Source organism: Flavobacterium zepuense, from assembly GCF_007097145.1.
GTDB classification, from domain to species: Bacteria; Bacteroidota; Bacteroidia; order Flavobacteriales; family Flavobacteriaceae; genus Flavobacterium; species Flavobacterium zepuense.
This window is the reverse complement of the sequence record NZ_VJVZ01000013.1, coordinates 70,942-95,214: the sequence shown is the minus strand read 5'-3', so window position 1 is coordinate 95,214 and position 24,273 is coordinate 70,942. Positions and strand designations below refer to the sequence as shown.

General features: G+C 41.2%; 14 protein-coding genes. 6 read left to right on the top strand and 8 right to left on the bottom strand.

The genetic code is table 11. The annotated features are described in order from the left end of the window. Window positions 1–443: 443 nt before the first annotated feature. The 5 genes from FMM05_RS17795 (at window position 444) to FMM05_RS17775 (ending at window position 11,187) form a co-directional block, all read left to right on the top strand. A complete protein-coding gene (locus FMM05_RS17795; RefSeq protein WP_143374775.1) occupies window positions 444–4,442 on the top strand; it encodes a T9SS sorting signal type C domain-containing protein in 3,999 nt (1,332 codons plus the stop codon). Between the two features lie 476 nt (window positions 4,443–4,918). After that, window positions 4,919–8,590 carry a T9SS sorting signal type C domain-containing protein gene (locus FMM05_RS17790; RefSeq protein WP_143374774.1) on the top strand — a complete coding sequence of 1,224 codons (3,672 nt, stop codon included), beginning with the start codon at window positions 4,919–4,921 and terminating at the stop codon, window positions 8,588–8,590. Between the two features lie 205 nt (window positions 8,591–8,795). After that, a complete protein-coding gene (locus FMM05_RS17785; protein ID WP_143374773.1) occupies window positions 8,796–9,347 on the top strand; it encodes an RNA polymerase sigma factor in 552 nt (183 codons plus the stop codon). Further along, complete coding sequence (locus FMM05_RS17780; protein WP_143374772.1) at window positions 9,340–10,041, top strand: hypothetical protein; 702 nt, start codon at window positions 9,340–9,342, stop codon at window positions 10,039–10,041. Before FMM05_RS17785 ends, FMM05_RS17780 begins: the two co-directional genes overlap by 8 nt. Window positions 10,042–10,071: 30 nt before the next feature. Then, entirely contained in the window at window positions 10,072–11,187 is a 1,116-nt protein-coding gene (locus tag FMM05_RS17775) for a DUF2059 domain-containing protein (protein WP_143374771.1), read from the top strand. Window positions 11,188–11,219: 32 nt separating this feature from the next. On the opposite strand, the gene rlmF is transcribed toward FMM05_RS17775, so the two are convergent. Further along, complete coding sequence (gene rlmF, locus FMM05_RS17770) at window positions 11,220–12,185, bottom strand: 23S rRNA (adenine(1618)-N(6))-methyltransferase RlmF (protein ID WP_143374770.1); 966 nt, start codon at window positions 12,183–12,185, stop codon at window positions 11,220–11,222. A gap of 155 nt (window positions 12,186–12,340) precedes the next feature. Here rlmF and FMM05_RS17765 point away from each other — a divergent pair, with 155 nt between their 5' ends. Continuing rightward, window positions 12,341–13,375, top strand: coding sequence for a glycoside hydrolase family 53 protein (locus FMM05_RS17765; protein ID WP_143374769.1), 1,035 nt, complete (start codon window positions 12,341–12,343; stop codon window positions 13,373–13,375). 150 nt (window positions 13,376–13,525) lie between these two features. Here FMM05_RS17765 and FMM05_RS17760 read toward each other — a convergent pair whose 3' ends face one another. The 7 genes from FMM05_RS17760 to FMM05_RS17730 form a co-directional block, all read right to left on the bottom strand. Next, a complete protein-coding gene (locus FMM05_RS17760) occupies window positions 13,526–14,677 on the bottom strand; it encodes a T9SS type A sorting domain-containing protein (RefSeq protein ID WP_143374768.1) in 1,152 nt (383 codons plus the stop codon). A gap of 96 nt (window positions 14,678–14,773) precedes the next feature. Beyond that, window positions 14,774–16,216: an alpha-amylase family glycosyl hydrolase gene (locus FMM05_RS17755; RefSeq protein WP_143374767.1), complete on the bottom strand. Its 1,443-nt coding sequence runs from the start codon at window positions 16,214–16,216 to the stop codon at window positions 14,774–14,776. A gap of 25 nt (window positions 16,217–16,241) precedes the next feature. After that, on the bottom strand, window positions 16,242–18,077 hold the full coding sequence (locus FMM05_RS17750) for a glycoside hydrolase family 13 protein (protein WP_143374766.1): 1,836 nt from the start codon (window positions 18,075–18,077) through the stop codon (window positions 16,242–16,244). Between the two features lie 201 nt (window positions 18,078–18,278). Then, a complete protein-coding gene (locus FMM05_RS17745; RefSeq protein ID WP_143374765.1) occupies window positions 18,279–20,588 on the bottom strand; it encodes a glycoside hydrolase family 65 protein in 2,310 nt (769 codons plus the stop codon). Between the two features lie 4 nt (window positions 20,589–20,592). After that, complete coding sequence (gene pgmB, locus FMM05_RS17740; RefSeq protein ID WP_143374764.1) at window positions 20,593–21,246, bottom strand: beta-phosphoglucomutase; 654 nt, start codon at window positions 21,244–21,246, stop codon at window positions 20,593–20,595. Continuing rightward, window positions 21,246–22,835: an MFS transporter gene (locus FMM05_RS17735; RefSeq protein WP_143374763.1), complete on the bottom strand. Its 1,590-nt coding sequence runs from the start codon at window positions 22,833–22,835 to the stop codon at window positions 21,246–21,248. Before FMM05_RS17735 ends, pgmB begins: the two co-directional genes overlap by 1 nt. A 202-nt stretch (window positions 22,836–23,037) precedes the next feature. Then, on the bottom strand, window positions 23,038–24,060 hold the full coding sequence (locus FMM05_RS17730) for a LacI family DNA-binding transcriptional regulator (RefSeq protein ID WP_143374762.1): 1,023 nt from the start codon (window positions 24,058–24,060) through the stop codon (window positions 23,038–23,040). Window positions 24,061–24,273 lie beyond the last annotated feature (213 nt).

Sequence of the window (24,273 nt, the reverse complement as noted above, 5' to 3'; positions counted from 1 at the left end):
AATTATCTATAATTTTCTTGGCAAAAATTGAAAAACTCGCCGTTTATCCGATTTTTTTACCATTCATCGAGCCTAAAATGTAATTTTTACATTTCAAAAACCCTAAATTTTCTTTAACATAATTTAACAAAAAGCTTTAAATGTTAGTTTAATATAACTTTCTTAGAGCATCTGTTAGCAATACAGCAAATGTTATGCACACATAACTTAGCGATAGTCTTTTAAATATATTTGTGTAATATTTTAAGATTTTTTTAACAAAAATATTTTAGAGCTAATTTTTTGATTCATTTTGAAGCCATAAATGCAAACTCCACATATACAAGGATGTAGCAAAATAAGTTTTCTCTATGGAACTATAAATTAAAAATTTGAAATGTTAAAATTTAACAAAGCCTTAACTTATACATTTGCCCTATAATTAATCAACAATCACAAAGATTATGATCCAAGTCTACCAAAAAATTACCGCTAACAACTGTATTAAGCTGGCCTTACTAACCACGCTTTTATTATTAAACATCAGTGCAAAAGCACAAACATGTACTCCTCAGGGAAACCAAACTGCTTACGGCCAAAACCAATGGCTGGGCTACGTGTACAATAATATAGACCTGGCTAACCCGCCGGTAAATGTTTTTGTATCTGCAAACTACAAAGGGTACATTACCCGTACCGATGCATTTGACCAAAATATAGGCGATGACGCCTTACCTGCCGAAAGTACATTATGTACCGGCACTTATAATGCAAATTTTGGCATACGCTATAAAATGCAAAAAACATTACCCGCAGGATGGTATACCTATACCGTAAATGCGGATGACGGATACAGGCTGAGTGTAGACGGTGGACAAACTTTCCCCGCCAACCTTATGGATTGGGCTGACCACGGCTTTCAGGGTAAAAGCGCAACCTACTACCACGCCGGTGGTGTACTAAGCCTTGTATATGAATATTACGAACACGGTGGCGCATCAAGGGTATCTTTTAGCATGACCGATGCCGCTTGTACAACCACAGCCCCAACAGGCATATCAAGCACAGGCATATCAAGCACAGGTACATCAAGCTGTACAACTACAACTACTTTAACTGCTACCGGTGGTGTAGCCGGCACTAACGCCACTTACCAATGGGGTACAGGTACCGTTGCAGGTACTAACATCATTTCAGGCGCTACAACTGCATCTATCGCAGTACAGCCGTTATCAACAAAAACATATTGGGTTAGGCGTGTTGCTGCTGCACCATGCTCTAACACTACCGATGCTGCTTTTGCAGAAATAATACCGGCCTCTCAGGCACCGGGTAACCCTACAGCTTATGGTAACAATGTTTGGAATGTGTATGGCTATAAAGGAAAAGACATTAACCTTGGCGCTTCAATAGAATATGCCGGATATTATACCACATCTACCTTAGGGTTCGACTCTACAACATCATGGCCAGATAACGGATCGCCATCTACAAATAATGCCGCCTGGAACGGCTGTACCATACCCGATGATAACTTTACATTTGTACACAAAAGGCAGGGTTTTCCTTGCGGAAATTATACTGTAAGGCTTTTAGCATGGGATGATGATGTAGTTGTTTACATTAATGGTACTGCTGTATACAGCCACAACGGTTACAGCGGTGGCGTGGGCGCACAAACATTAGGCACTTACAATCTTGACGCTAACTCAACTATAGAAGTAAGGGTTAAAGAAGATGGCGGTGGTGCAAATGCTAAACTTAGCATAGTAAGCACTACAACTGCCCCTACAAGCATCAGCGGTACACTTACTGTAGGTTGTGGTACAGAGTCTACAACACTTACTGCAGTAGGAGGCGCATCTCCATCAGGCGATTTATATGAATGGGGTACCGGAAGTATAGTGGGAGAAAACATAATTGCAGGTGCTACAGGCGCATCTATAACAGTTTCGCCACCGGCAACAACAAAGTATTGGGTAAGAAGAGTTACAAACACACCATGTTATTATGCTTCGGCAGGTGTTTTTGCAACGGTTGTAAGGCAGGTATCGCTTATAGACCCAAGCATTTTTGGCACCGGCAAATGGAACGTTTACGCTTACAACGGCACCGATATTAACACGCTTAGCAATAACGTTTACAGGGGTTATTATACTACTACTCCATTAAACTTTGATAGTGCTGCATCATGGGCGCCAACAACGTCACCATCAACTCCTATTGGTAACACTGTGTACACAGGTTGTACTATAAATGCAGATAACTTTACATTTGTACACAAAAGGACAGGTTTTAACTGCGCTACATATACTATCAGCATGGTTAAATGGGATGATAATGCACAATTATATATTGATGGTGTAATGGTATGGAGTGCAACGGGATATAGCGGAGATGCCGATGTAAACGTAATTGTTGGTACTTACCAGTTAACCTCTACTACAAAAATAGAATTAAGGACAACCGAAATTAACGGCAGTGGTGTGGCTAAAATTAAATTCACAGCAGTTGCTGCTCCTAACGCTACAGCAATTACAGGCCCATCGGTTGTATGTAAAGATTCATCGGTAACATTAACGGCTACAGGTACACTCCCTGCAAATTCAGAGTACCAGTGGGGTACAGGCAGTACTGGTTCTAACATTATTGCAGGCCAAACAGGCGCCAGCATAGTTGTTGCACCCGGCACTACTACTACTTACTGGGTTAGGATTAAAAACACGATATGCGATACCTATTCATCGGGTATTACAAAAATAATTACAGTTCCTGCTGCGGTTACATACACTGCAAGCGGATGGAGCGCTACACCAACCATAACTACTCCTGTAGATATTGAGGCCGACCTTGACCTTACAACTAACCTTGAAGTATGTTCTTGCCGCGTAAAAAACACCGCTACTGTAGTTGTTAACACGGGTGCTACTCTTACTGTAAAACGTAAACTTACTGTAGATCCTACTGCGGCGTTCTTTGTTCATAACAATGCAGCTCTTGTACAAATTGATAATGATGTTACTAATGAGGGTAAAATTAAACTAACTAAAAACAGTAACCCATTATTCAGGTTAGATTACACTATGTGGTCTTCTCCGGTAAGCGGGCAAAACATTGCAACGTTCTCACCTTTTACAGCAGTAACACGTTTTTATACTTACGGTGGGTTTGATGCCAACAACGAGTACAAAGACCAGTATTTTACTGCTAATGTAAACAACAATTTTGACCTTGCCACCGGTTACCTTATCCGTATGCCAAACAGCGTTAACGGTACAACTTTAGGAGGCTATTATGCAGGACAGTCACAGTTTACTTTTGAAGGTAACTTTACAGGTGTACCCTACAACGGAACACAGCATAAAGAACTTCATACACTTGGCGGACGTTACACAGCAGTGGGTAACCCATATGCGTCGCCAATAAGCGTTAAAGAATTTTATACTCAAAATGCAGGAGTTCTTGATGCATCATCAGGTATGTATTTCTGGAGAAAGAAAAACGACTATACGGTATCTACTTATGCAACCTTAACACTTGCAGCGTTTGTAGCCAATGCGGCATCGCCAGACGGTACAACCACACCTACACAGGGTTATGTTTATGGTGGCCAGGACCAGGCTGTATACTTTACAGGCTCTAACAGCAACAATAATAACTGGGCTATAGCACCGGGGCAAGGGTTTATCGTAAAAACGAAAGACGGTTTAACCAACCCTCAGGTTGAATTTAACAACACTATGAGGAAACCGGCAACAATAAGCCAGTCATTCTTTAAAGTAATGGATGAAAACACTACATCACGCCTTTGGTTAAACCTTAGCTCAGCAACAAGCTTTAGCCAGATAGCAGTAGCTTATATTGATGGGGCAACACTTGGCCTTGATTTTGGTTATGATGGTAAAAGGCTTGGCGGCGACAGCCAGACTGCCTTCTACTCTACTGCAGGCGAAGACATCCTTGCAATACAGGCAAGGCCTACATTTGATGCCAGCGACATTGTACCACTTGGTTTTGTAGCTACAGATGCAGGTGTGTATAACGTTACTGTAGACCACGTAGATGGTGTATTTGCAAACGGACAGGTAATTTACCTTAAAGACAAACTTACAGGAGCTGTACATAATGTTACAAATGGCGCATATACCTTTACTACCGAAGCCGGTACATTTAACAACAGGTTTGAAGTAGTTTACGAGCAGCCATCTCTTGGGGTTAACAACCCGGTACTTAACACAAACAGTGTTATAGTTTACCAGCAGGGTGGTGTAATAAATATTACATCAGGAAACGTAAATATGAACAGTGTTACAATATATGATATACGCGGCAGGAAACTTTATGCCCAGGATAAGATAAACAATACAGAAACTGCAATATCTAACTTACAGGCTCAGCACGAAGTTCTTATTGTAGAAATAAATACTACTAACGGTACCGTTAGCAAAAAGATTATTTTTTAAACACAACTATCTATTTTTTTAAATCCCTGTTGCTTTTTAAGTAACAGGGATTTTGCTTTTACACCCAATTCTCTTTACCAAAAAACAGCGGCTATTTTAAGCAATTATCATTTAATTGATATTAAAAAAACAACTTACTGATAGTTAAATAATTACTAACTAAAAATACAAGCATAAGAATTTTAGTACTAATATTTAAATATTAAATATTTATCTAATTATAATTTAGGTGCAAGTTGTTATAAAAATAGTAAATAACGCCTTGTTAATTAATAGAATTTAACGCCATTATTCTGACGTTTAGTGCAAAAGCCTGTAAGAATATGTATTTCGTCCGATAAATATACGCTTTGTCGAATATTTGATGATTAGCTAAATATCTACTTAGGAATTATTTGTTTTGTGTTGAATAATTACAATTTTAACATAATTACAATTAATTATATAATAAATATTAATCTAAAAATTAAATATCCATGAAAGACTTCTACTTGCCTTACAAGTACCTGTTGATGATGTTTTTATTGGTTACGGGCAATGCCTTTGCCCAATTGCCTACGGTTACTTCTTTTACACCATCTGTGGTAACACAAAGGGTTATTGTAACTATTAACGGCACCAATTTTACCGGTACAACGGCCGTAAAATTCGGCAGTACCAATGCGCTCTCCTTTATCGTAGTTTCAGACACTCAAATATTAGCCATTGTAAACAACGGCAGCTCCGGTAGTGTTGTGGTTACAAATGCATCAGGAAATGGTTCTAAGTCAGGCCTTACCTTTAAAACTGTATTGGTAACACCAACAGCTGCTAAGGTAACACGCGTAATATCCGACTGGAACAATTACTGGTCGTCTACCGAAGAAAGCACTAATGCGCTAAACCAGCCAAACGACCACCATAACCTTATAGGCTTTACGTATAATGATGTTGTTTACTCTACAGGTGTAAATGATGCCGCCCTTACAACAAATGGGGCAACACCTTTTACCGCCGCGAGCTTCAACGCTTTTCCTGTAACCAATATGCCCGGCACAACCGGAGCTAACAGCAATATTATTGCAGGCCAGCTTGTAGATGGTAATGCCAATGTGGTAAACTACCAGTCATCGGCAATATCAACATTAACTGCTGCTGCCTCGCTAACTGATGGCATCAGGGGATTAGATCTTGGTACAGGTGTAACTAACATTAGCAGCTCTGCCATTATGAGTTTTGGCATTACATCTATAGAAAGTACCAAAATTAGTGACAGCGACCCGGATATACTTGTAACGCAAATAGCTGTACCAACATCTACCAGCGATATTTACTTTTTTGCCGATAGTAACGGTAATGTAATAGGCAGCCCTATCGCCGCAAACCTTTCCACCACAACCATACCGTATATAGCAACCTATAGGGACGATTTGTTTTCTATACCCGCTAACCTGCCGTATGCCACAGCAACCGCTACCGGCAATGGCGCTAAAGAAACCAAGACAATTAAAATGATAGCTTATAAGCTGTCAGATTTTGGACTTGATGCAGCATTGGCCTCAAACGTATCAACGTTTAACATCTATCCGGGCGGCGCGAGCGATATGGCTTTTATAGCCTATAACGGCAGCGCAGTGGCGCTACCTGCCCCCGCAATTACAACGCAGCCGGTATCTCAGGCAGTATGTGCCGGCACAGGCCAAAACGTTACTTTTAGTGTAGGCGTTGCAGGAACTGTAACCTCATACCAGTGGAAAAAGAACGGTACCATTATACCCAGCGCTACAGATTCATCTTACACTATAAACAATGTAGATGCCAGCCATACAGGCGCCTATACAGTTGTGGTTGCAAACAGCACGGGCAGTGTAGAAAGTACAGCTGCATATTTAAATACCGTTATTACAGCCCAGCCACAATCGCAGGCTACCTGCCAGGGATCGGCAGTGGGGCTTTTGGTTACTGCTTATGGTACTAACCTTAGCTACCAATGGTACTCTAACACGGCAAACAACAACACAAGCGGCACCATTATAAATGGCGCAACATCTAATATTTACACACCATCGGTAAGCAGCATTGGTACAAAATATTACTATGCAGTAATTACCAGCAATGGCCTGGCCTGTACAACTAAAACAAATGTTGCCGCAATTACGGTAAGCACTGCTGCAAGTGTAGGTACAACATCGGGCAACCAAACAGTATGTCCTAACAACGCAGCTATAATCAGCATTGCTAACTACAGCGGCACAGTACAATGGCAGCAATCTGCCAACGGTAATACAGGCTGGGAAAACGTAACAGGTGGTATTATAGCTAACCCCACAACTTATGTTACCCCTGCCCTAACCACTTCAACCTACTTTAGGGCAGTCGCCACAAACGGAAGCTGTACGGCTACATCAGGCGTTATATCAATTACCGTTGCCGAAAGCTACATCTGGACCGGTGCCCTAAGCTCAGACTGGAATGCCCCAGGAAACTGGTCGTGCGGTACAGTGCCTACATCGGCACAAAACGTAGTTATTACTAACCAGGCTGCTAACCAGCCCGAAATTTCAGAAACTACAGGCTATGCAAAAAGCCTTACGCTTTCATCAGGCGCAGTATTAAACATATTAAGTACGGGTACGCTGGAAATAGCTAATGAGATCAACGTAGCTGCCGATGCCGTATTTACTGTGCAAAACAATGGTTCTATACTACAAACAAGTACCGCTGCAAATACAGGTAAAATAATAGTGAAGAAAAAAAGCAATATGCTGTACAGGTTAGACTATACTATGTGGTCTTCTCCGGTAACCGGCCAGCCGGTAAATACTTTTTCTCCGTGGACAGCTACAAACCGTTTTTATACCTACGGGGGGTTTAACAGCAGCAACGAATACCAGGACCAGTACTTTAATGTTACTAACCTTTCATTACCCTTTAGCGTGGCTACAGGCTACCTTATCCGTATGCCAAACTCTATAACAGGTACTGCAACAGGCCCCTATTTTGAAGGCCTGGCACCATATGCTTTTGAAGGTTCGTTTAATGGTGTGCCTAACAACGGTACTATAACAAAATCAATCAGTGCATTGGGCAACCGCTACACGGCTATAGGTAATCCTTACCCATCGCCTATAAGCGTAGAGGAATTCTTTATGCAAAACCAGTCTGTACTGGATGGCCTTTCAGGAATGTATTTCTGGAGAAAGAAAAACAATGCCGATGTTTCTACATATGCCACCTTAACCCTTGCAGGTTTTGTTGCTAATGGCGCAACACCCGATGATGGATCTGAACCAACACCGGGTTATGCTTTTGGCGGGCAGGACCAGTCTATTTATTTCTCAGGTGAAGATAACTCTAACACCAACTGGCTTATCGCACCGGGACAGGGCTTCATCGTTCAAACCAAAGAAAACCTTAGCAACCCACAGGTTACTTTTAATAACAGCATGAGGAAAGCCGCCCCAACAACCGGCGAAATTGCTTTCCTTAAAACTGCTCCACAAAAACCAATATCACGCGTTTGGATAAATCTTAGCTCATCTAACAGCTTTAGCCAGACTGCCATTGTATACATGAATGGTGCAACAACCGGACTTGATTATGGTTATGATGCCAGAAAATTCATTAACGGTAGTGCAACCCTGTATACGGCAGCCGAAAACGAAATGCTATCGATACAGGCAAGGCCAAACTTTGATGTGGCCGATGTGGTACCAATGGGCTATGTGGTAGAAAATTCAGGTAACTATACAATCGCGCTCGATCATTTTGAAGGCGTATTTAACAACGGGCAGGACATTTTTGTTCACGATAACCTGCTTGGTATTACCCGCAACCTAAACGAGGGTAATTACAGCTTTACATCGGCGGCAGGTAACTTTGCCGACAGGTTTAAAATTGTATACAACCAGCCACTAAGTGTAGATGACAATTTACTTACAGCAAATAATGTAATAGTATATAAAGAAGGTACTGCCATAAACATTAACACAAGCACAGCTATAATGGCCAATGTTACTGTTTATGATATAAGGGGAAGGGAGCTATATAACGCAAATGCAATTAATGCATCGCAATTTAGCATACCGGGCCTTGCTGTACAGCAGGAAGTACTTATAGTGCAGGTAAACACCGATAAAGGCACTGTAAGCAAAAAAATAGTTTACTAACGCGTCCCCAAATATTTATTGATGATCCCTGTTGGCTTACGCCGGCAGGGATTTTTTATTTTTGAGAAGTAAAATTATCAAACAAAAACATCTGACTGTCAATAAATTAATTGCACCTTTTTGAAATTTCTAAAAAAAATATATTCCTCAGGCAACTTTTAAAAAAAATTATCCGTCTTTAGTATAACCAACCATTACATACACCTTGAAAATAATTGCATTACATACATCAGACGAAACGCTTATTAAAAAAGCGCTGCGTAATGACAGCAAAGCAGAGCAGTCGCTTTTTAACCGGCATGCCCCAAAAATGCTGGGCGTGTGCCGCAGTTATATTAAAGATTTGCATTATGCCGAAGATGTGATGATACAGGGGTTTACCAAGGCTTTTGAGAACCTGGACAAATTTAGGCACGAAGGCAGTTTTGAAGGATGGCTGCGCCGAATAATGATACGCGAGGCGGTTGACTTTTTACGGAGCCGCAGGCAGCTTTACTTTAGCGATATTGAAGAGGCAGAAACCGTACCTATACCCGCCGAATCGGATTATGATATAGAGATACTGCAATGGCTTATGGATAATTTGCCCAATGGCTACAAAACAGTTATGATATTGTATTCGGTAGAAGGGTATAGCCACAAAGAGATAGCAAAAATGCTGGATATTACAGAGAGCACCTCTAAATCGCAGCTTTTTAAAGCACGTAAAATGCTGCAACAGCAATTAGCAACACTTAGCAGGAAAGAAAATGGATAAATTAAATATAGAAGAACAACTGCAACGCAAGTTTAAGGATCGTGCCATTACCCCTTCGCCCGATGCGTGGACCAGGGTAGCTTACAACAGGCAGAACAATAAGAAAAAGAACCGCAAAAACATACTATGGTATTGTGCCGCTGCATGCTTTATCCTCACCGCAGGCATCGTTATGTTTATACTGATGCAAAACAATGTAGCAGATAAACCGCAGCAACTACAGGTGGTTACAGCTCCGGAGAGTGTACTTGCACCGGAACCGGTAGCGGCTCCTGTAATTACCCCTGCCGATACTTTTGCCGCACCAACATCCGTAGCAATAACCGCACACAAAAACAATCCTGATGAGGCAACGCGACAGCCCATTACTGCTTCGGTAAAAGATACGTTAACAGCAGTTGCCGTAAATACCCCTCTACCCCAATTAGAACTTTTAAAAGCTAATGAAATTGCATATACTTTAACTCAGATGTCGCAAAAAAATGGACAGGTAACACAACAGGAAGTCGATTCGCTGCTGCTTTCGGCACAAAAAGAAATTGCCCTGGAGCGCCTTAAAAATACTAATAAGCCTACCAGCAACACCGCCCTTTTAAACGAAGCTGAAACCGAGGTAAACACCACCTTTAGAGAAAAAGCCCTTAACATTTTTAAGCACAAATTTAAAACCATAAGGATAGCCGGTAAAAATTAGCACGCCTTAATCAATAAACAATCATCAATCATGAAACGAATTATTTTTTACATCGCCCTTGCGGCGGCAGGATTTTGCATGCCTAATGCCAATGCACAAACCGTTAAAGACAGTGTGGCATCAGCTACTATAGCTTCACAGTATGCCGAAACCCAAAAAAGAAATACTCTTGCTTACCTTGAGGCACAAAAGGCCGATATTGCCGAGCAGGAAAAGTACAGGCTTAAAAAAGCCATAGAAGATATAAACACCAAGCTTGAACTTAACCTGATTACCAAAGAACAGGCGCAAACCTTTAAAGAAGAAGAAGCTAAAAAAGCAGCGCTTAATATTGATAATAAGTCGGCTATTATTGATAACCAGATAGCTTTGGTAAAACGTAATGAGTCCTATGAAACTAAGCTTAATGAGGGCTACACTGTAGAGTTGGGCTTTGGTAACGCTTATGATGATAAGGGTAGTTTTTTGCTGGGTGTGCATTATAATGCAAAAAATTCTAAGATTAAATATGATAAACGCACCCGATCGGACATTGTTTTAGCCACTGGTTTTAACAACACCGTAGGCGACGGAAAAACTATTGGCGACGATTACCATTTTGGCAAAAGCGGATTTGTAGAAGTAGGTATTGCCCTTAGGACACGTATGTTTAAAAACTCTAATGCAATACGCCTGGTTTACGGAATTTCGTATCAGTTTAATACGCTTTCGCCTAAAGACAATCAAATTTTTGTAAACAACAACGGCGTGACCCAGTTAGAGGAGTTTCCTTATAAACTTAAACGAAACCAGTTAAGGATGGATAACCTGGTCGTGCCATTTCATTTTGAGTTTGGGTCATCTGTTAAAAAAGAATATAAAGACTACTTTAGGTATGATAATAATAACAAGCTTAACGTAGGCTTAGGCGGCTTTGTAGGGCTAAATACCGGCGCAATGCAACGCCTTAGGTACAAAGAAGACGGCGACAGGGTTACCAGCAACATACGCACCGATTATAATGTAAACAAATTTATTTATGGCGTTAGCTGCTACATAGGCATTGGCGGGGTTGCGCTCTACACCAAGTACGAACTTAACCCTGTTTTTAAAAATTCGCCTACTAAGCACCATAACATCTCTTTCGCACTGCGTGTAGATCTTTAAATATAATTCTCCGGTTTAGGCCGGAGTTTTTTTTACGCTTTTTCCCAACGGGTTTCTCTCCAAACCTTTTGCTCTTCTCCCGATAAAAATGTCCACGCTACAACACGTGCTGTTTTGTTACCGGTGCCCATTACAATGGTTTTGATTTGTGTAGCTTCCAGCTTTTGCAGCAGTTTATAAATGCTTTTCAGATTAGACTCCTTAGATACTAAAGTTGTAAACCAATAGCAATTTTTAGCCATTTTCCTGCTCTCAAAAGCCATGTTGGTAATAAACCTAAGTTCACCGCCATCATATATAAGTTCATTGCTTATACCTGCAAAATTAAGCTCTGGGGTTGCAGACTTTTTACCTGAAAGGTTCTTTACTTTTCGACGTGTGCCTTTTAGCGCATCTTCGGCAGAGGCGTGAAAAGGCGGGTTGCATACCGTTATATCAATCTTTTCATCAGGGCCAATTATACCCTGAAAAATATGACGTGGATTTTCCTGCAACCTGCATTCAATTTTTCCTTTAAGCGATGGATTATGATCTACAATATTTTGTGCCGATGCGATAGATTTTGGGTCGACATCCGCCCCGATAAACTTCCACCCATACTCGGTAACCCCAAGTATTGGGTAAATGCAATTAGCGCCCACGCCCACATCAAGGCAGGTTAGGGCATCTCCTATAGGGATAATCCCAGCATCATCTTCAGCTAACAAATCGGCAATATAATGCAGGTAATCGGCCCGGCCGGGTATTGGCGGACATAAATTGGCATCAGGGAATTCCCAATATTCAATTCCGTAATAATGATTAAGCAATGCCTTATTCAACAGTTTTACCGCCACAGGGTTTGAAAAATCAACCGATGCATCACCAAATTTATTTGGCTTCACATACTTGGCCAATTCGGTTTCGGCAACAATCAGCGCATCCAGGTCGTAACGTTCCCGGTTTTTATTGCGGGGATGCAGTTCTGATTTTACAGATGGGCTGTTTTGTGATGGCATGAGTTAGCTTCTTAATCCGTAAATGTACAATTACACTAAACATTTTAAAAGAATAAAGTGTTTATCTTTTAACAGCACAAAATTAGCCTGAATAGAGTATTCTAAATTTTAAGTAACTTTACGTTTACGATTCCAAACCCGCTATTAGTAAAAACATGAAAAACCGATTAAGAAAAATATCATTTTCCCTTATAATTGCAATTGCCTTTGCATCGTGCAAATCTCAAATGGCAACTACCCCAAAAGACTCCTTTTCTAAAGGTGCCGATGTAGGCTGGCTACCCCAAATGGAAGCTACAGGCTACAAATTTTATGATACCGATGGTTCTGAAAAAGATTGCTTGCAACTCTTAAAAGACCGTGGCATTAACACCATACGCCTGCGTGTTTGGGTTAACCCGAATGATAATAAAGCAAGCGGGCATTGCAGCCCAGAAGAAACTGTTGCGATGGCAGTGCGGTCTCAAAAGATGGGAATGCGCATTATGATCGATTTTCATTACAGCGATACCTGGGCCGATCCCGGCAAGCAGGCAAAACCCGCCGCATGGGCCAACCATTCTTTTGCCGACCTGCGAAAAGATGTGTATAAGCATACCTATGATGTATTACAGCTACTAAAAAATGCCGGAGTTACACCGGAGTGGGTTCAGGTGGGTAACGAAATCCCTGGCGGCATGCTATGGCCCGATGGTAGTACCGATAAGTGGAGCCAACTTGCATTATTATTAAATGAAGGGTATGATGCCACTAAAGCTATCGACAAGAAGATAAAAGTAATTGTACACGTAGATCAGGGTAACGATAATAAGAGGTTCCGCGAATTTTTTGATAATGCCACGGCAAACAATGTAAAGTATGACGTGATAGGCCTCTCCTACTACCCTTACTGGATTAAAAGCGACTATACCGAAAACATTGCCGACTTACAATATAACTTAAACGATATGGCTGCCCGTTACAATAAAGAGGTTATGGTGGTTGAAGTGGGCGGTGAGGATACCAAAGTGCAAAACACTTATGATATGCTTGCAGCCACTATAAAAGCGGTTAAAAATGTACCTAACAACAAAGGCCTTGGTGTAATTTACTGGGAACCGCAGGGAGCAAGAAGCTGGAGCAAGTATGCCTTAAGCGCCTGGATGGAAGATGGCAAGCCATCTCCAGCTTTAGATGCTTTTAAAGATTGATAAAAAAACATTTCAGTAAAACTAAGAAGAAGCTGTTCCCCGCTTAAAAATATCTCGCCCTGAAAAATATAATATCCAAAGATAATAATTAAAAAAACCGCCTCAATTTAAGTATTGAGACGGCTTCTTTTCTATTAGGAAATAGTAACCTTAATTTTTAACAATCCTGATGGTTTGTACCGCATTACCTGCGGTTAACCTTGCAAAGTAAATGCCCGCTGCAAAACTGCTTGCGCTTACGTTTGCCTGTGTAGTATTAGGCGCTGCATTATAAATAACTTTACCGGTAACATCTGTTACCTGTACGCTGTTAATAGTATCGTTACCTGCATTAAATGTCCATGCGGTAGAAGATGGGTTAGGATAAACTGTTGCTTTAGCTGCTTTAATATCGGTTAAGCCTGTTGTAGGCTCGGTAAAGGCAAATGCACCTGTAACTCTGTTAAAAATAACAGCATACGTTCCGGCAGGAATAGCCATATTACCACCATTGCCCACTATTGTTGCATTACCCATAGGGAATGAAGCATTACCCCAAGTGGTATCCCATGCATTATTTAGCCTAAATTTTACTTCGCCTGTCGTAAATACCTGGCTGGCAACACTATAATTCACACCATCTGTAGTAACCATATTTACATCTGTACCCCAACCACCTACGGCATCGCCTGTAATGCTTATAATAACATAGGTAAAAGCATAAGCGCCCGTTTCTTTATTAAATGTAATGTTGTAATTGTTTTCCGGTACAGGGATACTGCTGCCCTCTACAGCGGTTCCCGTAGGGAAACTGCTGCTACCCCAGCCTACTGCCGCATCATTTACCTTAAAAGCAAAATCGCCTGCCGTTAGCGCTACGTTATTAGCAAAATAATTAATTCCGTTAGTTGTAGCTAAAGCTGCATTTATACTCCCGCCCACTATCGCAACAGCATCAAAACCGCCAACATCTTCAAAATTGTAGGCAAGTGTTGTTACATTAAAAGTAATATCATACAATCCCGGCTGTACAGGGATATCAACACCACCAGTATTAAGGATTCCTGTTCCTGAAGGAAAAGTTGTACCTCCCCAATCATCGCCGGCATCCCACGAGTCGTTAGACCTGAATTTAACCACCCCGGAGGTAAGTGTAAAGTTATCTAATGTGTATGTTACACCATCGGCAGTAGCCATATCAGTATCAGTATCCCATCCGCCCGGCGTTGCACTTCCAATAATACCCATACTGGTAATCTGTCCAAAAGAAATTGCAGTACCCGCTATGAACACTGCACAAAATAAAAGTAGTTTTTTCATCATGTGATAAAGTTTAAGAATTAAAAATAGAGTTTAAGAAAACGTTATAGTAAATATAAAAAAAGAAAGCGCACATGCATTTGCACGTACGCTTTTTATTTATTTTTTAATTAAAATCCAGTATTGCCACGGTTTAGCATCAATTTTTTGGCCTTTTGCCATAGTTGTTGCATTTCCGCTCATGTAATCATTATAAGTACCTTCTAAATCTACCGTAAAACTCATTGGGTTTTTAGTAAGATTTGCCATAAAGTATACTTTCTCGCTCCCATTACTTCTCTCAAAAGCAAGTACATTAACATCATTAGATGTTTTTATCCTTCTGTAGGCTGCCGCGTTTTTACCACCGTTTAATGCTGCGTTTTTATTTTTAAGTTCGCCCAGCTTTTCATAAACAGCAAACATGTGCCCTTTAGTTTTTTCTATAGGGTCCTGCTCAAAAAACTTAAGTCGTTTTTTGTTATCATATTCCTGACCTGTATAAATAAGCGGCATACCCGGCATAACATACGTTAACGCAGCAAAAGTCTCGGCGGCATCGCCCATCCTTTCGTACTCGCTGCCGTTCCATGCATTTTCGTCGTGGCTACTGGTAAGGTTCATCATAATATCATCCTTCTCATATTTTTCAGATAGATGTATCATTAATTTATCCCAGTCGGCAACGGTTTTAGTGCCTTTGGCAATGTCGTTCATTACATGATGTGCTTCAAAGCCATAACCCATATCAAACTGGCCTTTTAGCAAATATTCTTTTTCCGACTCCATAAGCATAAACAATGGCTTTACAGCTTTAAGCTTAGGCAGGGCGAAATTCCAGAAATCGGTAGGTACATTATCGGCAACATCGCATCTAAAACCATCTATACCTTGGTCTTTAACCCAATAAATCATTTCGTTAAGCATGGGCTCGTACACCTTTTTGTTTTTGTAGTCAAGGTGGGCAACGTCGGTCCAGCCCCAAGGCTCGCCTGTTTCCGGATTAAGCGGATCGGTCACTTCGCCTTTCTTGTTTTTCTCGTAATATTCAGGGTGCTCGGTAATCCATTTATGATCCCAACCGGTATGGTTAGCCACCCAATCGAGGATAACATACATACCATTATCATGCGCAGTTTTTACGAGTTTCTGGAAATCCTCCAGCGTACCCAAATCCGGGTTAATGGCAGTATAATCAGTAATGGCATACCAGCTACCCAGGTATTTTTTCTTTTCAGCCGGGTCGGTAATATCTTCAATCGACTTATCAGCAGTTGCCTTACGGCGTTTCATTGAGATTGGATAAATGGGCATTACCCACAGCACCTTAACCCCTAACTGCTTTAGTTTAGGAATATCCTTTGTAAAGGCATTAAACGTGCCTTCCGGCGAATAGTTACGAATATTAGCCTCGTAAATTACGCTGTTCTCTGAAGTGGCATCGCTTACAGGAGGCAAGCTTACCTCAGCCGCTGCAATGGACTCACTTTGAGTTTTCTTTTCATCCTTACAGGCAGTTGCTACAAAAGCCAATGCCATAAGGGTTATAATCGATTTTTTCATGCTATAATAGTTTGGTTGTAGCAAATTAATTCAGTTCCAGTACCAGTACCGATTTTGGCTCCATAGTAACCTCACCGCCTACATCTACCGTTTTACCGGTAAGTACATCGTTAGCAATTTTATGGTTTTTGATATTTTCTGCAAAGCGTGCCGTTTTAAATGTTTTAGCTTCGGCACTGTTGTTTATGGCAACCATAACGGTTTCTTTATCATTGTACCTAAAATACACGTACACGTTATTATCAGGAATATACTGTGTAGTTTTACCGGTGTGTATTACTTCTTTACCTTTTCTCCAGGTAAATAGCTTTGATGTAAAATCAAAATACTGCTGTTGCTGCGTATCGCGGCCTGCTTTGGTAAATGCATTATTGGCATCGCCTGCCCAGCCGCCCGGAAAGTCATGACGGATATCGCCATCTCCTTTGCCCTTATCGCCTGCCATACCTATCTCCGACCCATAATACAATTGCGGAATACCCCTTACCGTAGCAACAATTGCCATTGCCATTTGGTATTTTTTAAAATCGTTTTTATAGTTCTGGTTTATACGGTTGGTATCATGGTTCTCGGCAAAAACAAGGATGCTGTTTATGTCAGGATACAGGAAATCGTTAGTAAAGTTATTGTACACTTTTTGCATACCGTTATCCCATCCGGCATTGTCGTCGTTAAACGACCATTGCAGGGCATCATACAAGGAGAAGTCCATAACGCTTGGCAGGTGCGAGTTGTAGCTTTCTATCGCTCCAATTTTACTGTCTTTTTGCCAGTAAGCCATATGCGCAGGGTTTTGCATCCAAACCTCACCCACAATATTAAAATACGGATATTCATCGGTAATGGCCTTAGTCCATTTTGCAATACCTTCCTTATCATTATACGAATAGGTATCAACCCTAAAACCATCAAGATCGGCGTACTCAATCCACCAGATGGCATTTTGCGTAAGGTAGTTTAACACTAACGGATTTGACTGATTTAAATCGGGCATTGAAGGTACGAACCAGCCGTCTACACATTGCCTTTTATCTATTTGAGAAGCGTTTGTATCAAACTGCGTCGACATACGATAGTTACTCTGCGAATAGCCCGGAAACTGGTGCACCCATTCGTACATTGGCAGGTCTTTATACATCCAGTGCTCTGCGCCCCAGTGGTTGGTTACATAGTCTAAAACCAGCTTCATGCCTTTCTTTTTTACTTCTGCCGAAAGGCGCAGGTAATCCTCATTTGTACCGTAGCGTGGGTCTATTTTATATACATCGCTTTGCCCATACCCGTGATAGCTGCCACGCGGGTCATTGTCTTCGCACAGTGGCGTGCTCCATACAGCGGTAGCGCCAAGTTCTTTTATATAGTCGAGGTTTTTAATGATCCCTTCAATATCGCCACCGTGACGGCCGTTAGGATTATCCCTTTTAACTTTCTCTGTAGTCGATTTTTCTGAATCGTTATTGGGGTTACCATTAGCGAAACGGTCGGGCATGATAAGGTACATCATATCCGACGAATCGTAGCTTTTGCGTTGCGCCGAGTTGGCCTCACGCTGCTTTAGCTCATATTTTTGCGTAAAGGCAACTTTATTTTTGTTTTTAAACGAAAATGTAAGTTCTGATGCCGGTACGTTTTTAGTATCTATGGTTACAAAAACATAGTTGGGATTTTCTGTCTTTACTACATTTTTTATTACCACATTGTTAGAAACCGTTGGCGTGTACTGCGCTATGTTTTTGCCGTAAAACAGTATCTGTAGCTCTGGGTTGTGCATGCCACTATACCAAAATGGCGGTTCTACCCTTTCCGCTTGCGCGAAAGCAAAGCCGTAGGTAAAAAGTAGTAGGTAAAGTAATTTTTTCATTGTTGTTGTTTGATTCCTGCAAGGTTTTAAAAACCTTGTAGGTATGTTTTTATTTAATTTAACCCTGATTGGCATTCCCCTCCCTTGGAGGGGTGCCCGCAGGGCGGGGTGGTTATTAGTATATAGAAACAACCACCCCGGCTTTCAGCCACCCCTCCAAAGGAGGGGAATGCCACGATTGCTGACTAATCTTTATAATATCTAAACTGTTACCAGCGTATTAGGCTGTACCGTAACCTCTTTACCGTTTACCACAACGTTTAGCGGACTGTCGCCCTCAAGGGTAAAGCGGGTTTCGCCCGGCTGTACCGATACTTTAAGAACCTGGTTACGGAAGTTAATTTTAAACGAGTAGCCTTTCCATTGTTCCGGTATTCTTGGTTCAAAGTGCAGGGTATCGTTTTTAACACGCATACCGCCAAAACCCTCTACAATACTCATCCAGGTACCGGCCATACTGGTAATGTGCAGGCCTTCTTCTACCTCTTTATTATAATCATCAAGGTCAAGGCGCGATGTACGCAGGTAGAACGTGTACGCCTGCTCCATCCTGCCCAGGCCTGCTGCCTGTATAGAGTGTACACATGGCGATAAACTCGATTCATGTACCGTTAACGGCTCATAAAACTCAAAGTGTTTTTCGAGCTGGTCTTTGGTAAAGTGGTCTTCAAAAAAGTAGAAGCCCTGTAGTACGTCGGCCTGTTTAATATACGGCGAGCGCAGTATCCTGTCCCAGCTCCATTTTTGATTAATAGGGCGCTGAGAGCGGTCTAACTGACTAACCGGTACTAATTCTTTATCTAAAAAGCCGTCCTGTTGCAGGTACACCCCATGCTCGTCTGAGAACGGGAAATACATATCATCGGCCACTTTTTTCCATTGCCTTATCTCATCAGCGTTCAGGTTAGCCAAAGCCATAATACGGTTAAAATCGGTTGCATATTCGTCTTTAACTTTGGTAATCTGGTCTACAGTATAATCAATACACCATTTAGCAATGTAGTTGGTATAGAAGTTATTGTTTACGTTGTTTTCATACTCATTCGGACCCGTTACACCAAGTATCATGTACTTGTTCTTAGCCGAAGAGAATGTAGCCCTTTGGTACCAGAAACGTGCAATGCCTATTAATACTTCCAATCCTTTTTCCGGAATGTAGCTATAATCTCCGGTAAAGCGGTAGTAGTTATAAACGGCAAAAGCAATAGCCCCATTACGGTGAATTTCTTCAAAGGTAATTTCCCACTCGTTGTGGCATTCTTCGCCATTCATGGTAACCATTGGATACAAAGCTGCGCCATTGTTAAAGCCCAGTTTGGCAGCATTTTCTATAGCCTTGCCCAATTGGTTGTGTCGATACGTTAACAGGTTACGTGCCACCTGCTGGTCTTTGGTAGCCATGTAAAACGGTATGCAATACGCCTCGGTATCCCAGTAGGTGCTGCCACCGTATTTTTCGCCTGTAAAGCCTTTAGGTCCTATGTTAAGCCTTGGGTCTTTACCTAAATAGGTCTGATTTAGTTGAAAAATATTAAAACGGATACCCTGTTGTGCTTTTACATCGCCATCTATAGTAATATCGGCCATTTCCCAAATACCAGCCCAAGCTTGTTTTTGCTCTTCTAAAAGTGCATCATAACCTTTGGCTTTCGCCGAAGTTATCACACTCTTAGCAGCATCTATAAGCGCTTCGTTATCGTGGTTAAGTGATACAGTGTAACCGCCAAATTTAACAATAGCTGTTGTTTCGCCCATGTTGGCCTCTACAGTATAATCAAACTGCACCTTATCTTTAGATGTTTCCACATTTGTAGGAAGCACCTGCAAATCGTTACCGTTTAGTAAAATACAGTTGTGCATATAGGTAGCCGCATTAAAATGCGTTTTAAAGGTACGTGCGGTTACAAACCCCTGGTTGGCATTGTGCTGAACATCTAACGGTTCCCAAAAGGTTTCTTCCCAGTTGGCATCCATATTTTTAACGCCTGCATCTACATACGGTTTAAAGGTAATTTGCGCTGCACGGTTTATCGGCGTAACCTCATATTTTATAACGCCAAGCTCATCATCGTTAACCGATAGAAACCTTGTAACGTTAACCTTAATTTCGGTACCGCTTGGCAGTACCGCTTCAAACGAACGGTTGTACCAGCCTTCTTTCATATTAAGCTCGCGCCTAAAATTTACCACCTCGCTGCATTTGGCAAGGTCCAGGCTTTCGCCGTTAATTTCTATATCAATCCCAATCCAGTTGGGTGCGTTTAATACTTTTGCAAAATACTCAGGGTAGCCGTTTTTCCACCAGCCCACCTTTGTTTTGTCGGGGTAATAAATACCCGCAATGTAACTGCCCTGAAAAGTATGGCCAGAGTAGCTTTCCTCAAAATTGGCACGCTGCCCCATGGCACCGTTACCTATACTGAACAGGCTCTCGGACGATTTTACCCTTTCGGCATCAAATCCTTCTTCTATTATACTCCAATTATCCGGTACTATATAATCCTGGTTCATTGTATTAATTAACTAAAGTTTGTAAAAAATCAGTACTAAATTCTGTAAAGTCGGCCACATTGTACCGGGCTTCGTTAAGTATGGCCTTATCGCCAATACCTATACTTACCATGCCTGCTATGTTGGCCGCCTGTATGCCCGCAACCGAATCTTCGAAAACCACTGCACCTTCGGCAGGCATGCCTACTAATTGGGCTGCTTTTAAAAATACTTCCGGGTCGGGTTTGGCATTGGTAACATCGTTACCATCTACAATAGCATCAAAAAAGTGCAGTATGCCCACTTTTTCTAAAATTGGCCTTGCATTTTTACTGGCTGATCCTAATGCTATGGGTTGGTTATTTTGCCTTAAAAATTCCAGCACAGGTACTACACCTACTAAAATTTCATCGGCTTGCATATGCTCTATATAGTTAAGGTAGTCTTCGTTTTTTTCTACCAGCCATTTGTCTTTGTCTTCCTGGGATGCTTCTACGTTGCCAAGCCCCAATATAATATCTAACGAGCGTATGCGGCTTACGCCTTTTAGCAGTTCGTTATGTTCATGCGTAAAATCTATTCCTAACCTGTTGGCTATTTTTTGCCACGCCAGGTAGTGGTATTTTGCAGTATCCACAATTACCCCGTCGAGGTCGAATATAAATGCTCTCTGACTCATTATTTTGATTGATTGATGTTGATGTTTGCTTTATCATTTACCAATAGCGCCATAAAGCCGGCCACTACCATAGATACGCCTCCTATTAAGAGTGCATAGATGGGTTCATTATGAAAAAAGAAGGATACTAGGAAGCCTAATATTGAGGCTGCCAGTAATTGCGGTATTACTACAAAAAAATTAAATACCCCCATATAATACCCCATTTTAGATGCCGGCAATGCGCCGGATAGCATAGCAAATGGTATGGATAGTATACTGGCCCAGGCTATACCTACGCCCATCATAGAAATGTCGTACATATAGAACGTAAAGTTAAAATACGATTCGGGCGACCCGATCCTGAAGATCACATCGTTAAACGTACCGGCATTACCTAAAAAGTAAATAGAGGCTAAACCAATACCGCCTGCGGCAAGTGCTAAAAAGTGGGTAAACTTTCTGCTGGTTCTTTTTGCAATTAGCGGTAATAAAAAGGCTGCAATAGCGCCAACCAGGTTATAGTTGGCAAACATTTCGTTAACCACATTGGCTCCCGTGTTATAGGCAACCGATGTAGTGTCGGTGGTTTTAAAAATATGTTCGGTTACGGCACCGGTGGTATATATCCACATAGAAAAAAGGGCAAACCAGGTAAAGAACTGCACTACGGCAAGTTGTTTCATTACCTTGGGCATAAACTGAAAATCGTTCATAATGGTTACAAAACCATTGCGATAATTACCCGCCTTTTGGAAAAGCCCGGATACTATAAGCGCGGCACCACCAAGGCCAATAAGCCCAAGCGATAGTACGTAAAGGTCTTTTTTTAGATTGTGAGCATACACAAAATACGAGAACAGTAAACCAAGGGCAAGCGTAAGCACACCTATAAGTAAGTGGCGTTTACCATTTGCCGAAAACCAGGATACCGGTCGTTCTTCTACATGGTATTCATCGGCTTCAGCCTTTTCAAAAGCTTCCAGTTCGGCCGGGCTGTATTCTTTAGTTGTAAAGATGGTTACCAGTACCGATATGATAAAGGCCGCGCCACCAATGTAAAATGAATATTTAACTGAGTCCGGTATCTGCCCTGTGGGAGCCACATTGTTTACATTATAGTACGTAAGTATGTTAGGCAGCTTGCTGGCTACATAAGCCCCGAGGCCTATAAAAAAGCTTTGCATGGCAAAACCCGTGGTACGTTGTTTTTCAGAAAGCACATCGCCTACAAAAGCCCTGAAGGGCTCCATAGTAACGTTTATAGAGGCATCGAGCATCCATAAAATACCGGCTGCAAACCACAGTACAGGAGAGTTGGGCATAATGAAAAGCGCAACCGATGCCAATAGGGCACCTGCAAGAAAATAGGGTTTTCTACGGCCCAGCCTGGTCCAGGTCCTGTCGCTAAAGTAACCGATGATGGGCTGTACAATTAACCCGGTGAGCGGGGCTGCTACCCAAAGTGCCGGAATATCGTCTATCTCGGCGCCCAATGTTTGAAAAATCCTGCTAACATTGGCATTTTGGAGTGCAAAGCCCATTTGTATCCCTAAGAAACCGAAACTCATGTTCCAGATTTCCCAGAAACCTAATTTACGCTTTTCCATTATCGTAATTTAATGATTATTAAAACGATAAGCGCGTATGGCTTATCAAAACTATAATTGGTTGAAGTGAAATTATATGCTTTGATAATCAGGACAAATATAATTAAATTTTGATGTGAAAAATTTTTTAGGATAAAAAAATTCCGGCATTACGGCCGGAATATCATTTTTAACAATTTGGTAAACAATATTTTACAACAAACTACAACGTTGACGTAGATTCCCGTTCTACCAAATGTGTCTCTATAAGTTCAGTAGTATATTGCTCGTTTTCTTCTTCCAGTTCCAGCCTGTCTATAAGCATTTGTGCAGCCCGGCCTCCCATTTTTATACCATTCTGGCTTACTGTGGTTATGCTCGGGCTTGAGAATTGTGATATAATACCATCGGTAAACCCAATTACCGAAAGCTCTTCAGGAACCTTAATGCCCATTTTGGTAGCCAGTTTAATACTGGTTACAGCAAACAGTTCGTTTACAGCAAAAATGGCATCGGGCTTATTTTCCAGCAATAGCTTCTCAATTTTAGTGGCGCAGTTGTCAATATCTTCAATTTTAACAATCATATTATCGCTAACCGGCATATCATGGTCCTGCATGGCATTAGTGTAGCCATCGGTACGCAGCTTGCCTACGCTAACATAATCTACCGTTGTTACTAGGGCAATGTTTTTAAAACCATTGTTTATCAGGAAATCAACGGCTTCGTAGGCAGCACGCTGATCGTCTATAATAACTTTATCGCAAAGCACATCGTTAGTAATACGATCGAACATCACTACCGGCATACCCTGGTTTATAACCTCTTCTATATGGTGGAAATCCTTTTTTTGCTGTGTTTCTTTAGATAACGACATGATAAAACCATCGGTACTGCCATTGGCCAGTACCTCCATATTTATTACCTCTTTATCAAAGCTCTCGTTGCTTAGGCATACAATTACATTATAACCGTTTTCGTTAGCCACCTGCTCTATACCGCTAATAACGGTAGCGAAAAAATGGTGTACAATTTCGGGGATAATTATACCAATAGTCTTGGTTTTTTTATTCTTAAGGCTTAGTGCAATATTGTTGGGCCTGTAGTTGTACAGTTTCGCAAAAGCTTGTACCTTTAGTTTAGTATCCTCACTTATTTCGGCACTGTTTCTCAGCGACTTAGAAACTGTTGAAATTGAGACATCGAGTTCTTTGGCAATTTGCTTTAAAGTGACCTTTCTTTTCATTTTGGGCAAAAAATTATTGAATTGTAAATAAAGGTAAATAAAATTTTGAATAATATCGATTTTAAGCTTTGAAAATCAAAAGTTTTCAACACGACAACGTTTGCGTAACGTTCATTTAACGAAAACGTTTTTTTGTGTCCTTATTTTAGATAATTTTAACCTTTGAAGTGAATTTATAAGCTAAAACCCTTAAATTTTAACCTAAACAACTTG

Coding starts and splice junctions, on each gene's coding strand:
- FMM05_RS17795 (WP_143374775.1), top strand. CDS start 444: ATGATCCAAGTCTACCAAAAAATTACCGCTAACAACTGTATTAAGCTG.
- FMM05_RS17790 (WP_143374774.1), top strand. CDS start 4,919: ATGAAAGACTTCTACTTGCCTTACAAGTACCTGTTGATGATGTTTTTA.
- FMM05_RS17780 (WP_143374772.1), top strand. CDS start 9,340: ATGGATAAATTAAATATAGAAGAACAACTGCAACGCAAGTTTAAGGAT.
- FMM05_RS17775 (WP_143374771.1), top strand. CDS start 10,072: ATGAAACGAATTATTTTTTACATCGCCCTTGCGGCGGCAGGATTTTGC.
- rlmF (WP_143374770.1), bottom strand. CDS start 12,185: ATGCCATCACAAAACAGCCCATCTGTAAAATCAGAACTGCATCCCCGC.
- FMM05_RS17765 (WP_143374769.1), top strand. CDS start 12,341: ATGAAAAACCGATTAAGAAAAATATCATTTTCCCTTATAATTGCAATT.
- FMM05_RS17760 (WP_143374768.1), bottom strand. CDS start 14,677: ATGATGAAAAAACTACTTTTATTTTGTGCAGTGTTCATAGCGGGTACT.
- FMM05_RS17755 (WP_143374767.1), bottom strand. CDS start 16,216: ATGAAAAAATCGATTATAACCCTTATGGCATTGGCTTTTGTAGCAACT.
- FMM05_RS17750 (WP_143374766.1), bottom strand. CDS start 18,077: ATGAAAAAATTACTTTACCTACTACTTTTTACCTACGGCTTTGCTTTC.
- FMM05_RS17745 (WP_143374765.1), bottom strand. CDS start 20,588: ATGAACCAGGATTATATAGTACCGGATAATTGGAGTATAATAGAAGAA.
- pgmB (WP_143374764.1), bottom strand. CDS start 21,246: ATGAGTCAGAGAGCATTTATATTCGACCTCGACGGGGTAATTGTGGAT.
- FMM05_RS17735 (WP_143374763.1), bottom strand. CDS start 22,835: ATGGAAAAGCGTAAATTAGGTTTCTGGGAAATCTGGAACATGAGTTTC.
- FMM05_RS17730 (WP_143374762.1), bottom strand. CDS start 24,060: ATGAAAAGAAAGGTCACTTTAAAGCAAATTGCCAAAGAACTCGATGTC.